At 49.8% G+C, this 12809-nt stretch carries 13 protein-coding genes; 9 read left to right on the plus strand and 4 right to left on the minus strand.

Annotated elements, in window-relative coordinates:
• Positions 1-109: 109 nt before the first annotated feature.
• Positions 110-1240 carry a virulence factor gene (locus M4D81_RS23710; RefSeq protein ID WP_260068248.1) on the minus strand — a complete coding sequence of 377 codons (1131 nt, stop codon included), beginning with the start codon at positions 1238-1240 and terminating at the stop codon, positions 110-112.
• A 519-nt stretch (positions 1241-1759) separates the two neighbouring features.
• Here M4D81_RS23710 and M4D81_RS23715 point away from each other — a divergent pair.
• The 4 genes from M4D81_RS23715 to M4D81_RS23725 all read left to right on the plus strand — a co-directional run bounded on the left by M4D81_RS23715 (position 1760) and on the right by M4D81_RS23725 (position 5406).
• Complete coding sequence (locus tag M4D81_RS23715; RefSeq protein ID WP_194544603.1) at positions 1760-3112, plus strand: cytochrome ubiquinol oxidase subunit I; 1353 nt, start codon at positions 1760-1762, stop codon at positions 3110-3112.
• On the plus strand, positions 3109-4140 hold the full coding sequence (locus M4D81_RS23720) for a cytochrome d ubiquinol oxidase subunit II (protein WP_071219626.1): 1032 nt from the start codon (positions 3109-3111) through the stop codon (positions 4138-4140). Before M4D81_RS23715 ends, M4D81_RS23720 begins: the two co-directional genes overlap by 4 nt.
• Positions 4137-4247: a cytochrome bd oxidase small subunit CydS family protein gene (cydS, locus tag M4D81_RS34975; protein ID WP_483874642.1), complete on the plus strand. Its 111-nt coding sequence runs from the start codon at positions 4137-4139 to the stop codon at positions 4245-4247. Before M4D81_RS23720 ends, cydS begins: the two co-directional genes overlap by 4 nt.
• Before the next feature lie 127 nt (positions 4248-4374).
• Positions 4375-5406: an MBL fold metallo-hydrolase gene (locus M4D81_RS23725; RefSeq protein WP_071219625.1), complete on the plus strand. Its 1032-nt coding sequence runs from the start codon at positions 4375-4377 to the stop codon at positions 5404-5406.
• Positions 5407-5532: 126 nt separating this feature from the next.
• On the opposite strand, the gene M4D81_RS23730 is transcribed toward M4D81_RS23725, so the two are convergent.
• Complete coding sequence (locus tag M4D81_RS23730) at positions 5533-5937, minus strand: DUF1259 domain-containing protein (RefSeq protein WP_260068249.1); 405 nt, start codon at positions 5935-5937, stop codon at positions 5533-5535.
• Between the two features lie 265 nt (positions 5938-6202).
• Between M4D81_RS23730 and M4D81_RS23735 the strand changes: the two genes are divergently transcribed.
• Positions 6203-7828 (plus strand): ABC-F family ATP-binding cassette domain-containing protein, encoded by a 1626-nt coding sequence (locus tag M4D81_RS23735; protein ID WP_194544600.1) that lies wholly within the window; start codon positions 6203-6205, stop codon positions 7826-7828.
• Between the two features lie 125 nt (positions 7829-7953).
• Here the strand turns inward: M4D81_RS23735 and M4D81_RS23740 are convergent, their stop codons facing one another.
• Positions 7954-8142 carry a hypothetical protein gene (locus tag M4D81_RS23740; RefSeq protein ID WP_071219622.1) on the minus strand — a complete coding sequence of 63 codons (189 nt, stop codon included), beginning with the start codon at positions 8140-8142 and terminating at the stop codon, positions 7954-7956.
• Positions 8143-8367: 225 nt separating this feature from the next.
• On the opposite strand from M4D81_RS23740, the gene M4D81_RS23745 reads away from it, so the two are divergent.
• Positions 8368-9240, plus strand: a complete 873-nt coding sequence (locus M4D81_RS23745; protein ID WP_127593941.1) for a cation diffusion facilitator family transporter — start codon at positions 8368-8370, stop codon at positions 9238-9240.
• 108 nt (positions 9241-9348) lie between these two features.
• Here the strand turns inward: M4D81_RS23745 and M4D81_RS23750 are convergent, their stop codons facing one another.
• The gene (locus M4D81_RS23750) at positions 9349-9693 is read right to left on the minus strand and encodes a hypothetical protein (protein WP_071219620.1); all 345 of its coding nucleotides are present in this window, start codon (positions 9691-9693) and stop codon (positions 9349-9351) included.
• Positions 9694-9896: 203 nt separating this feature from the next.
• Here M4D81_RS23750 and M4D81_RS23755 point away from each other — a divergent pair, with 203 nt between their 5' ends.
• The 3 genes from M4D81_RS23755 (at position 9897) to M4D81_RS23765 (ending at position 12739) form a co-directional block, all read left to right on the plus strand.
• A complete protein-coding gene (locus M4D81_RS23755; protein WP_260068250.1) occupies positions 9897-10475 on the plus strand; it encodes a hypothetical protein in 579 nt (192 codons plus the stop codon).
• 256 nt (positions 10476-10731) lie between these two features.
• Positions 10732-11181: a MarR family transcriptional regulator gene (locus tag M4D81_RS23760; RefSeq protein ID WP_071219618.1), complete on the plus strand. Its 450-nt coding sequence runs from the start codon at positions 10732-10734 to the stop codon at positions 11179-11181.
• Between the two features lie 52 nt (positions 11182-11233).
• Positions 11234-12739 carry a DHA2 family efflux MFS transporter permease subunit gene (locus M4D81_RS23765; RefSeq protein WP_071219617.1) on the plus strand — a complete coding sequence of 502 codons (1506 nt, stop codon included), beginning with the start codon at positions 11234-11236 and terminating at the stop codon, positions 12737-12739.
• Positions 12740-12809 lie beyond the last annotated feature (70 nt).

Genomic DNA, 12809 nt, shown 5'->3' on the forward strand with positions numbered 1-12809 from the left:
GAGGCTATCTGTATATTCAATTCTAACAAGAGAGTCCTAGTATAAATCACATTCCATGTAAGAAGCAATGGTTAAATTTTACGGTTCTAAGGCAGTTCCGCAGATGCAATTACGATTGATTCCGTTTGGCCATTTGCTGCCATACGGTTCCGGCTGCTTCTTCGCCGGATTCGATGCGCTCCAGTGCCATTCGTGCCTGCAGACTAACCTCGAATTCCGGATCATTGGCAGCCTCCTCCAGAGCGGAGCGGGCTTCTTCGGTGCCTACTTCATACAGGAAGCGGGCTGCACGCCAGCGTACGATCTTGCTGCTGTCTTTGAGCGATTCGATCATGACCGGGGTAGCGGCAGCATCGCCGATATCGGACAGCGTATCGCCTGCGGTACGGCGAACGGCCGGTGTTTCGTCGCGCATGGCTTCATACAGGAGCTCCATCGCTTCAGGGGTGCGCAGATCGCCCAAGTACACAACGACGAGCCGGCGGATCTGCATCTTCGGATCCCGAAGGGCTTGGCGGAGAAGCGGAATGTGTTTCTCCGTTGGCTCCAGTGCATCCAGTGCAGCATAACGGACGCGCCAGTCCTCATCCTGCAGCGCGGCTTCGGTTTCCTCGTCGGTCAGCTTCCGGCGCTGCTCGACGAAATCCTCGTCGCTGGCACCGTGGGCAATCGCTTGGGCAACGACCTTATCGAGGCGCTCCTGCGGGAAGGCAGCTTCAAGCTCCTGCTCTACGTCACGGGCGATGTCAGCTAGCTGGCCGTAGCGCACGCCGTACTCCTTGAGCTTGCGCTCCTTGATGAGTGTCGTGGTTCCGACGGCGGCCACCGCTTTGGCGAAGCGCTCTGACAGACCGATGCGTTCTTCCTGATTCCCGCTTTTGACACGGATTTGCATCGGTATATTTCGAAAATACTGGACGAACACTTGAGCCTCTCCAAAAGCAAAATCTTCCGCATTTTCTTGGAGTCCGGCGGCAAGCCCCTCCTGACCGAATATTTCCTGAACGGCGCCCAGAATGGAAGGCCAATCAGCGCTGCCTTTGCGGTCGAGCGCGATGAAATCAAGGGTATGAAAAACGCTCTTTACGCCCGGGATATGGAGCAGCTGCCTGATCCAGGGGGGAGCCGACCGTTCGTTATCCAGTGTATATGTTCTTCGAATCCCGGGCTCCAGCGTTTCGTCAAGACGAAGCATCATGGAGTTCGGGCTCGGGGTTGGTTCAATAAATGTAATTTTCATGGGTTTATCTCGCCTCCTTATCCTCTTATTGTACCTCTTTTCCATGCCGGAAAAAACATCATGGCAAGGATTCAAACAAAATGACCGGACTTTGGATAAAAAGAGGAAAGGTTTGTAAAACTGATAATGATGGGATTGTAAAGCATTTGGGTTTTCAAAGAATCACATGTTAGAGGGCCGCCCCCAAGATTCGATGCCGAGCGGCTTCCTGATCCGCTTCGTGTTAGATATAGAATTTATGAGTTATCAGTGGAACTGATGAAATTCAGTATCGCAAGAAAACCTACCTAAGCATCGCGGTCGCTCATCCTTGAAGTGGCCTCGATAGAGGTTTTCTTATCAAAAGCGGACTTTTTTAACAACTTCTGAAGGAGGGTAGGCTAACGGATGCACAGGAAGCAGGAGCGAAAGCTTGCGATTCTATGCTTTATTGTTGCGGCCATTATGCTATACGGTGCCGTGAAAGGGTATCTGCGTTATATGGAACATTTTGGATAAAGAAACCGAGGAGTGAACCTGATGTCTTCACTGGATCCCGTACTGATGAGCCGGATCCTGACCGGCTTGACCCTGTTTGTGCATATTGTTCTGGCAACCATCGGCGTGGGGATTCCGATTATGCTGGCTCTGGCGGAATGGAGGGGGATTCGGACAGGGGACAACCATTATACGCTGCTTGCCCGGCGCTGGGCGCGGGGATATGTGATTACGGTGGCCGTCGGCGTCGTGACAGGTACCGCCATCGGCCTGCAGCTCAGCTTGTTATGGCCCACCTTTATGCGCGTCGCCGGTAAAGCCATTGCGCTGCCGCTGTTCATGGAGACCTTTGCTTTTTTTGTGGAGGCGATCTTTCTAGGCATTTATCTTTATACATGGGATCGATTCAAAAATAAATGGACCCATCTGCTGCTGCTTATTCCCGTGGCGATCGGCTCCTCCGCGTCAGCGTTTTTTATCACGAGCATGAATGCGTTTATGAATCAGCCCCAGGGCTTCGAGCTGGTGGATGGGGTATTTACGAATGTGAATCCGTTCGTGGCCATGTTCAATCCGGCGACGCCGACCAAGGTGAGCCATGTGCTGGCGTCAGCTTTTACGACAAGCGCCGCTGCGCTGGCCAGCATAGCCGCTTTCAGTATATTGCGGGGAAGCAAGCACATCTACTTTAAGAAAGCGCTGAAGCTCACCGTCGTGTCGACCTTTGTTTTTGCTGTGGCCACCGTGATGATCGGAGACTTCTCCGGCAAATTTCTGGCTAAATACCAGCCCGAGAAGCTGGCGGCGGCCGAGTGGCATTTTGAAACGATGAGGCAAGCCCCGCTCATTTACGGCGGCTTTCTGGATGAGAATAACGAGATTAAGTATGCATTGAAGATTCCGTACGCGCTAAGCATATTGGCGGGAAACAGTCCCAGCACGGAGGTCATTGGACTGAATGAGTTTCCGGAGAATGAGAGACCGCCGATGTCGGTGCATTATTTTTTCGATCTAAAGGTGACCAGCGGCGCCGTGATCGTTCTGATTCCGCTCCTGTATATGTTCCGAAAGAAACTTCCTGGCAAAAGGCCTTATCCAAAATGGCTGCTGCTCAGTATATTGGCTTTGGGGCCTCTATCGATGTCAGCCATATGGCTGGGCTGGTTCCTTGCCGAGATCGGAAGGCAGCCGTGGATTGTGCGGGGATACATGAAGGTATCGGATGCGGCAACCACTTCAACAAGCGTCGGCTGGATGCTGGTGCTGTTTATAATCCTGTATCTGGTGCTATCCGTATCCGCGATTCGCGTGTTAAGCCAATTGTTCCGGAATAAAAGCGCGGAAGAGGAAATCCGGCTGCTGGGACTCGAAATCGAAGGGGGAGACCGCAAATGAGCTATGCAATGGTGGCAATAACCGTGCTGTGGACATTTCTGTTTGGCTATTTGCTGGTGGCCTCGATTGATTTTGGTGCCGGATTTTTCAGCTATTACAGCGTGCTCACCGGACACGAGAACAAGATTCATAACATCATCCAGCGGTATTTATCTCCCGTCTGGGAAGTAACCAACGTATTCCTGATCTTTTTTGTGGTCGGACTTGTCGGATTCTTTCCGGATGCTGCGTATTATTATGGCACCGCCTTGCTTGTGCCGGGCAGCTTGGCCCTTGTGCTGCTGGCGATCCGCGGCGCTTACTACGCCTATCACACGTATGGCAGCCAGACCGGGAACAATATCGTGTATATGGGGCTCTACGGGGCAACGGGACTGCTCATCCCTGCAGCGTTGTCGACGATATTGGCCATCTCGGAAGGCGGCATTATCTATATGGATAACGGGAAGGTAGAGCTTCATTGGTATACGTTCTTCACGAATCCGTACACGTGGTCGGTCATCCTGCTTGCGCTTGTGAGCGTTCTGTACATCTCGGCGATGTTCCTGTCCTATTACGCGCAGCGTGCGGGGGATGAGGTAGCGTTCGGCGTGGTCCGGGGTTATGCGCTGGGATGGAGCGGTCCGACGATCCTGGCTTCGGTATTCGCGTTTTTCCAGATTAACCATCAGAATCCGGTGCATTTTGGGCAGATGCTGGATATCGCATGGATGTTTATCGCGTCGTTCATCTGCTTTGTCATTGCGGTGTACCTCGTATGGAAACGAATCCGGCTCGGCATCGCTTTTATTATGGTCATGCTCCAATTTGCCTTTGCTTGGTACGGATATGGACGCTCGCATCTGCCGTATATTCTCTATGATTACATCCATATTCATGAGAGCATAACCAACGATACGATGGCGATCGCATTGATTACCGCATTTATCCTGGGTTTCTGCGTATTGGTTCCTTCCCTGATCCTGCTGATGCGATTGTTTCTGTTCGATGCAAACTACATTCGCGGCAAATCCGCGAAGAAGGGATGAGGCAAGTGGAGGACTTCGCCATTTTCATAGCACCGCTGCTCACCGTACTGGCTGCTGTAGCCTTTATGGCGATCTACGTCGTCAAGTATAAGGATCCATCGGATTGATTCTGGATAAAGGCAATTCCGGGTTGTTTCGCCACGAAACGTTCGGTGTAAAAAGAACAACAAGCGCAAAGTTGAGCGGAGAGGTCAATACGGGGTAAAATACAGGGTAATGGAAGGAGGAGGCTGCATGCCAAAAATTCGCTATAACAATATCGATAACGTCAGCACGGATAAAACACTTAAACAATTCAAGCAGTGGCGCGACGAACGTCGTCAGAAGAAGAAGGATTATTCTTACTGCATTCCGAACCTGACGCCGGATCTTCAGTATTTGCATAGCAACCGGCACGAAACCTCCGTTACCTGGATCGGGCACGCTACGTTCTTCATCCAATATGAAGGCTTGAACATCGTGACTGATCCCGTATGGGCGCGGAGAATGGGATTTAATAAGCGTCTTGGAGAACCAGGGCTTCCCATTCATGAGATCCCCCCGATCGATGTCATTCTGATCTCGCATTCCCATTATGATCATATGCATGTTGCCTCGATCCGTAAGCTGTACCGTGCGGACACCACGATCATTGTACCCGTTGGTCTGCGTCGCAAAATGATCAACAAAGGCTTTCGCCGCGTGATCGAACTGCAGTGGTGGGAATCCACAACCATCAAGGGCGTGAAATTCTCCTTTGTGCCGACACAGCATTGGACTCGGCGCACGCCGTTTGACACGAATACATCCCATTGGGGAGGGTTCGTAATGGAGCCTGTCCTGCAGGATGCGAAGGTGGATTCGGCTTCTTCCGATGAATCATCATGCAATAACGAACCTGTATCGGAGGATGGCACCCGCCTGCTTCCGCCGAATTTGTATTTTGCCGGAGACAGCGGTTATTTCGAAGGCTTTAAGCTGATCGGAGAACGCTTCAACATTCACCTTGCGCTGATGCCCATCGGGGCATATGAGCCGGAATGGTTCATGACATCGCAGCACGTCAATCCGGAAGAGGCCCTGCAGGCGTTCCAGGATGTGAAGGCCGAGACGATGATCCCGATGCATTACGGCACCTTCAAGCTGGCAGACGACACGGCCAGAGAAGCGCTGGATCGGATGGAGGCGGAACGCGAGCGGCTGGGGATCGCCAAGGAGCGAATTCGCGTATTAAAGTACGGAGAGACCTTCAAGGTTCAGCCTGAGCGAAGAAGCGTGACATCATAACCGAAACGTGCAAGCGATTTCCATCACCATACACCATACACCATACACCATACACCATAGAATGCCAAAAGAGGCCCGAAAGGTTGTTCATAACCTTTCGGGCCCATTTTCAGTTGCTTCTAAACGTCAGCGTTTTGGCAGAATGCCGACCGCTCTTGCGGCAGCAGCGCTTTTCTCAGCGAACTGCACGGGATCGTCAATCGATTCCCAGTGGATATATTTGAATGGATTGCTCTGGAAAAGCCAATGGTTATGAATGGCGGTTACTTTTATTCCGCGCTTCAGCAGTTCCGCCGCGAACGGATTGATTTCTTTTTCCAGGATAACGGTTTCCCCCAGATTCAACGTGCGGCCACGGGAGTCTTTGGACTCAAAGGATAACGCGAAAGGCAGTGTCAAAGGAGAACGGCTGCGGCGTCCCAATATTTTCACGTTTAGCCTCCGCAGCGTGGAGACAACGCACGCGCCATTGGTGACGCTTCCTGTGCCCCCAATGATCCGAGCCAGGCGATTGCAAAGCTGGTTGCCCATTATGGCCCCTCCTTTCATATCAGAATAATATAACGTATGAGAGGGGGACCTGATCCGACTGGTTTCTTTCATTAATAGAAAAGCCTCTTTTCTATTAAACTAGAAATAGAGGCTTTGATCGTCGGGTTCTGTATACTTGAGAAAAGGCGCATGCAGGCGGTTATATTTGTTTAAAACCGTTTTATATCATCCAGAAGCTTCGATAACCGTCGTACTTATGCTATAATGTGCTGAAACCAATAGTGATAAAGGATGGTAATGCTTAATGATCAGTACAAGCGGCGTAACGCTCCGCTATGGCAAACGAGCACTATTTGAAGATGTCAATATAAAATTCACCCCGGGCAACTGCTACGGCCTCATCGGCGCCAACGGGGCGGGTAAGTCTACATTTCTGAAAATCCTCTCCGGTGAGATTGAACCGAACCAAGGCGAGGTTCATATGACACCGAATGAGCGGATGGCGGTTCTGAAGCAGAACCACTATGAATACGATCAGTATCCCGTCCTGGAGACGGTTATAATGGGTCATGCCCGGCTGTATAACATCATGAAAGAGAAGGATGCGCTGTATGCGAAATCCGATTTCTCCGAAGAAGACGGCATGCGTGCGGGTGAGCTGGAAGGCGAATTCGCAGAGCTGAACGGGTGGGATGCAGAGCCGGATGCGGCAGCGCTCCTGATCGGTCTCGGTATTCCACGTGAGCTGCACGATAAGAAGATGTCTGAGCTGAGCGGTAACGAGAAGGTACGCGTTCTCTTGGCGCAGGCCTTGTTTGGCCGTCCGCATAACCTGCTGCTGGATGAGCCTACCAACCACTTGGACCTGGAATCGATTCAGTGGCTTGAGAACTTCCTTATGGATTATGAAGGCACCGTTATTGTGGTATCCCATGACCGTCACTTCCTGAACAAGGTGTGTACGCATATTGCGGATATCGATTTCGGTAAAATTCAGCTGTATGTCGGCAACTACGACTTCTGGTATGAATCCAGCAAGCTGGCGCTTGAACTTCAGCGGGATGCCAACAAGAAGAAGGAAGAGAAGATCAAAGAATTGCAGGCATTTATTCAACGCTTCTCGGCAAATGCTTCCAAATCGAAGCAGGCGACTTCCCGTAAGAAACAGCTCGACAAAATTACGTTGGAGGATCTTCGTCCTTCGAACCGTAAATATCCGTTTCTTCATTTTAAACCTGAACGCGAGGCGGGCAAGCAGCTGCTTACGATTGATGGCATCACCAAGTCGATGGATGGGGAAAAAGTGCTGGATAATGTCAGCTTTGTTGTAAACAAAGGCGACAAAATCGCATTTGTTGGACCGAATGGGATGCCGAAAACGACGCTGTTCCAGATCATAACCGGTGAAACCGAGGCGGATGCCGGTGAATACAGCTGGGGGGTAACAACAACCCAGGCGTATTTCCCAAAAGACAACTCTGCCTATTTTGACGGTGTTGATATCAACCTCGTGGAATGGCTGCGCCAATATTCCAAGGATCAAGATGAGACATTCTTGCGCGGATTCCTTGGCCGCATGCTGTTCTCGGGCGAGGAAGCGCTGAAGAAAGCAAGCGTACTGTCCGGGGGCGAGAAGGTTCGCTGCATGCTGGCCAAAATGATGCTGAACGGCGCGAACGTGCTGATCTTCGATGAGCCGACGAACCACCTGGATCTCGAATCCATTACGGCACTTAACAATGGTCTGATCGATTTTGACGGAACGATTCTATTCACCTCGCATGACCATCAGTTCATTCAGACGATTGCCAACCGAATTATCGAGATTACGCCTAATGGCATCATCGACCGCAGTATGAGTTATGACGAGTATCTTGAGAGTGAAGAGATCAAGGGACTTCGCGATAGCATGTACCCGGTTGAAGCTTAAGAAAATAGGATATGGCGAAGGATGAGGGCGTGAGCTTTCATCTCGCCCGATCCATTTAAAAAATGCTGCACCTTCCAAGTATGGGAGGTGCAGCATTTTTTGCGTTATGCACGAAACGGGCTCTTCTACGAACCGCCGGTACGACGACGCTGGTTGTTTGGTTTTTTGTTGTTTTGGCTTTTCATTTTTTGCGCTGAACCGGCTTGGAATTGTCCGGGCTTATTCGCGGACGCATTCTGCTGTTTTTTCTGTTCCAGCTTTTGCCGGATTGCATCGGCTAAATTCACTTTACGTGATTCATTATTCTCGGGCATAGTATCACCCTCCTCTTCGTGTTCGCTTGTCCTCATTTTATTCGTTTTTAAATCGCCCGGCAAGGGTAACAATGATTAATACCATTTTCTACGTCCATGGTTCTTTGACCGAAGCAATTATGTTTCTCTGGACCCACACGAATGACCTTTGCTAGGATTAAATATGGATAATGATGGATATCGTTTGACGGCTGCGAAAGACAAGCAAAGGAGAGACGTAATAAAGTGAATGCCTATGATAACATCAAACAAGGGGAACGCGGGGCCTGGATCAGCATTGCCGCCTACCTCGTGTTATCCTCGTTCAAGATATTTTGTGGATACTTATTCGCATCCAGTGCTTTGCTTGCCGACGGTTTTAACAACCTGACGGACATCGTGGCATCGCTCGCCGTATTGATCGGACTGCGAATTTCCCAGAAACCGCCGGATTCCGATCATGCGTACGGGCATTTAAGAGCGGAGACGATTGCGGCTTTGGTTGCTTCATTTATCATGGCGGTCGTTGGTATCCAAGTGCTGGTTGAAGCCGTTCGTTCATTTTTTGAAGGTTCCAAGGAAATACCGAATTTATGGTCTGCCGGCGTAGCCGGTGTCTGTGCCGTGGCGATGCTTGGCGTGTACAGGTACAATCGGAACCTCGCGCAGCGAATCGATAACCAGGCACTCATGGCTGCAGCCAAGGATAACTTATCGGACGCACTCGTTAGTGTGGGGGCAGCTGTTGGTATTATTGGCGCACAATTCGGCCTGCCCTGGCTGGATACCGTAGCAGCGGTAGCGGTTGGTGTCATTATTTGCAAAACAGCTTGGGAAATATTCAGGGATTGCACCTATAGTTTAACGGACGGTTTTGATGAAAATCGTTTGTCGGACTTGCGTAGTACGATTGCCCGTACGCCCGGTGTCGAGGGGATTAAGGACATGAAAGCCCGAATTCACGGCAATCATGTACTGGTGGATGTTGTCATCGAGGTAGACCCGGATATCAGTGTTCTGGAGGGTCATCAGATCAGTGACCGTATCGAAGAACAGATGGAGAAGATTCACAATATTATGAGCGTCCATATTCACGTGGAGCCTAAGGAATCGTCCTAGGGGATAACCGATGGGTACGAATACAAATGGCAGGTCAAGTTCATCTTGACCTGCCATTTAACCTGCATGGATACATGAAGAATCATGAAGTCCGGCAGTCATACATGATTAATGTACATAAATCCAAGCTTTACCGAGCCATGTATAAACTTCAACCCATTCCCCGCCAAGCACGACACCCGTTCGATTGCCGGTTGTGTCGATTTTTTGCGGAGCCAAGGCACCAAGCTTTTCGCCGTTTGGAGCGTTATAGAAGTAGGTTCTTTCTGCAATCTCGATCATAGGTGTAGGCACCAGTACTACTTCTTCCGGTTTGATAATAGGCTCTTCCGTCGAGATGGGAGCCGGCCCAGAAGTCTCGGATACCGTCCCGCTAATCGGATCTGCGCTTGCTACGGCGGTCAGGGACAGGGTGAGTGCTAGGGCTGCAGTAATACTTAGAGTTTTTTTCATGGAATAATTCCTCCTTGGGACCGAAGTATGATTTTAATATACTATTTTAACACACTATCGTAATAACCACGATTTGGATGTTTTGAATCAAGAAATTTGGGTACCTTTCTCAAATCGTGACAAGTTTCAAGGATTCCTATATACTTTGGAGATGGGAAAAGCCTTGTTGTCGCAGGGATATCCTATGGGAGGAGGGACTTTAGATGGTACGTCGAAAAAAAAGAGCCGGACGTTTCCTGCTGGGTATATTTGTCCTTCTGCTTGTGATTATCGGTGCGTTGGTCTGGTTTGTTTATCCTACACAATCGCTGGATATGCGCTACCGATCCGTTGATTTCAAGGACAAGTTGATGACCATGGTGTCAAATCGGGATACCCGTATGCTGCTGAGTACGGAAGAAGTCGGAGAACTCAGCAAGAAGAACATGGTAAAATATATGAGCACCCATGACCTGGGCGTCGATATTACAGGTGCTGATTTCGTGATGAATGGCACCACAATGACAGCCCATATGAATGGGCAATGGGGGGTTCTTCCCTTTGGTGCAGTGCTGCGCTTTCAGATGTCTGCCGAGGGAAGCTATCTTCACTTGACGCATGAATCAACAACGATTCGGGGAGCCCAGATCCCTTTGAATATGTTCCAGCTGGAGCCGATACAAATTTCGCTCAAGGACTATTTACCGGATCTGGTAACTGTGAAGAATGTGAAGTTTCTGTCCGACGGCTTGGAATTGAACTTTACGATGGATTGGATGTCCATTCCGTCGCTGTTTAAGTAAAGCAAGGGAATCGGCTAAAGACTCAGACAAGGAAACCAAGTCTGGGTCTTTTTTTGTGTTTTTCAAGAGAAAAGTCGTTATTTTCAGAAAAAAACTATGAAAAAAATATATATGTAAACATTGACACTATAATTATCCCCCACTATAATCAGTAAATGTTTAGAAATAAATGTTTTAGTACTAAAGTATATAGAGACGAAGTAGGTTGGTCTCTATTGAAGAAGTGCTGGACCTTTTGAAGGAGTGTAAAAAATACATGTCCATGCGGAATGAAATTCTGGAGTTGGAGATGCTATTTAAGAAGATGGTTCGAACTGTGCACCATGAGTGGCAGAAGGAAGGGTTTCCTAAACTAGGCAGAACGCAGTATACCGCCTTGGAGATGCTTCACGAACAGGGTGCATTGAGATTGTCGGACTTGGCCGATTCCATTCATGTGACATGCGGTGCGGTTACGGGCATATCCGATAAATTGATCGAGGGCGGATTCGCGCGCCGAACAAGGGATACAGCCGACCGAAGGGTCATTCATTTGGAGATTACGCCGCTCGGGAGTAATCTGATCGAGCAGCTGGCCAATAAACGTGCCGAGTTAAGCGATTTGTTATATGGCTTTCTAACGGACGAAGAGGTTAAGCAGTTGAGTGTCCTGTACAGCAAAATTTTGACGAATGTTGAGCACATCCAGGGTCAGATGTCCACATAGAACAAACATGCTAAACGTATGATTTTACTTAGAAAGAGAGTGAAGACTGCACATGAGTACCCATACCATTGCTCGCCCCGGCGAGCCTGTTAAGAAAGGACCTATCATTGCTGCACTTATGATTGGCGCTTTTGTCGCCATTCTTAACCAGACATTGATGAATGTTGCTCTGCCGAGCATCATGGAGAATTTGAACATTAAACCGACCGTAGCCCAGTGGCTGACCACGGGCTTTATGCTGGTGAACGGGGTCTTAATTCCCGTTACCGCTTATCTGATCGCGCGTTTCTCGACAAGGCAGCTGTTCATCAGTGCGATGACGCTGTTTACGATTGGCACCTTGCTGTGCGCGGTCAGCCCCAACTTCGCGTTACTGCTTACCGGACGCCTCGTTCAGGCTGCCGGTGCAGGCATTTTGATGCCGCTTATGACCGTAGTATTTCTGAACATATTCCCTATTGAGAATCGCGGGAAGGCGATGGGGATGATGGGGATCGCCATGATATTTGCTCCTGCCATCGGACCTACGCTTTCCGGATATATTGTGGAGCACTATGATTGGCGTGTCCTGTTCTACATGATCCTGCCTTTCTCGATCATTGCTACGCTAATCGGGGTATTCTTCCTGAAAAATGTTACCGAGGTCAGCCGGCCGAAGCTGGACATGATCGCCATCATTTTGTCCACCCTGGGCTTTGGCGGTTTGCTGTACGGCTTCAGTGATGCCGGGAATGACGGTTGGTCCAGCACGCCGGTTGTTACGACCCTAGCAGTCGGCACGATTGCCCTCATCCTGTTTGTATGGCGGGAGATGAAGACCGACAATCCGATGCTGGAATTCCGGATATTCAAATACAATATGTTTACGCTAACTACCCTTATCAATGTCATTGTCACGATGGCGATGTATGCCGGCATGATCCTGCTGCCTATTTATCTTCAGCAGATTCGTGGATTCACGCCGGTGGAATCAGGACTTCTCATGCTTCCCGGCGCCATTCTGATGGGGATCATGTCACCGATTACGGGAGCGATCTTCGATAAGGTTGGTGCAAGATGGCTGGCTGTTATCGGCCTGGCGATTACGGTCATTACGACGTGGGAGTTCAGTAATTTGACCGAAACCATGTCTTACAGCCACATCATGGTCATCTATACGGCCCGGATGTTCGGGATGTCGATGCTCATGATGCCGATCCAGACGGCGGGACTTAATCAGCTCCCGCGGAGCTTGAACGCTCATGGTACGGCTATGTCCAATACACTGCGCATGGTTTCCGGCTCAATCGGAACGGCAATTCTAGTTACCGTCATGTCGACCCAGGCAGAGAGTAAAGGGGAAGCTCTGATGCAATCGGGGTTATTTGATCCCAAGAATCAGGCCGACCTGCTTAAGCTGGGGAATGAAGCAACCATTTATGGCATTAACTATGCCTTTGTTATTGCGACATGGATCAGCGTCGCTTCCTTCATCCTGGCTTTCTTTATCAAGAAGACCAAGCCGGCCGAAGAGCCGAAAACCTCAGAAAATCAGGAGGCTGCAGCAACGAACGTATAACCCGATCCGATTTTGCGCAGCGCAAAAAAAGGGGTGTCCTATCCGTTGATCAAACGGAGGGCACCCTTTT

Origin of the sequence: Paenibacillus sp. p3-SID867, assembly GCF_025142895.1 — a bacterium.
Lineage (GTDB): Bacteria > Bacillota > Bacilli > Paenibacillales > Paenibacillaceae > Paenibacillus_AQ.

What these genes read in the sequence shown, in the direction of transcription:
- M4D81_RS23710 (WP_260068248.1), bottom strand. Translation starts at nt 1,240, where the DNA reads ATGAAAATTACATTTATTGAACCAACCCCGAGCCCGAACTCCATGATG.
- M4D81_RS23715 (WP_194544603.1), top strand. Translation starts at nt 1,760, where the DNA reads ATGTCTTCACTGGATCCCGTACTGATGAGCCGGATCCTGACCGGCTTG.
- M4D81_RS23720 (WP_071219626.1), top strand. Translation starts at nt 3,109, where the DNA reads ATGAGCTATGCAATGGTGGCAATAACCGTGCTGTGGACATTTCTGTTT.
- cydS (WP_483874642.1), top strand. Translation starts at nt 4,137, where the DNA reads ATGAGGCAAGTGGAGGACTTCGCCATTTTCATAGCACCGCTGCTCACC.
- M4D81_RS23725 (WP_071219625.1), top strand. Translation starts at nt 4,375, where the DNA reads ATGCCAAAAATTCGCTATAACAATATCGATAACGTCAGCACGGATAAA.
- M4D81_RS23730 (WP_260068249.1), bottom strand. Translation starts at nt 5,937, where the DNA reads ATGGGCAACCAGCTTTGCAATCGCCTGGCTCGGATCATTGGGGGCACA.
- M4D81_RS23735 (WP_194544600.1), top strand. Translation starts at nt 6,203, where the DNA reads ATGATCAGTACAAGCGGCGTAACGCTCCGCTATGGCAAACGAGCACTA.
- M4D81_RS23740 (WP_071219622.1), bottom strand. Translation starts at nt 8,142, where the DNA reads ATGCCCGAGAATAATGAATCACGTAAAGTGAATTTAGCCGATGCAATC.
- M4D81_RS23750 (WP_071219620.1), bottom strand. Translation starts at nt 9,693, where the DNA reads ATGAAAAAAACTCTAAGTATTACTGCAGCCCTAGCACTCACCCTGTCC.
- M4D81_RS23755 (WP_260068250.1), top strand. Translation starts at nt 9,897, where the DNA reads ATGGTACGTCGAAAAAAAAGAGCCGGACGTTTCCTGCTGGGTATATTT.
- M4D81_RS23760 (WP_071219618.1), top strand. Translation starts at nt 10,732, where the DNA reads ATGTCCATGCGGAATGAAATTCTGGAGTTGGAGATGCTATTTAAGAAG.
- M4D81_RS23765 (WP_071219617.1), top strand. Translation starts at nt 11,234, where the DNA reads ATGAGTACCCATACCATTGCTCGCCCCGGCGAGCCTGTTAAGAAAGGA.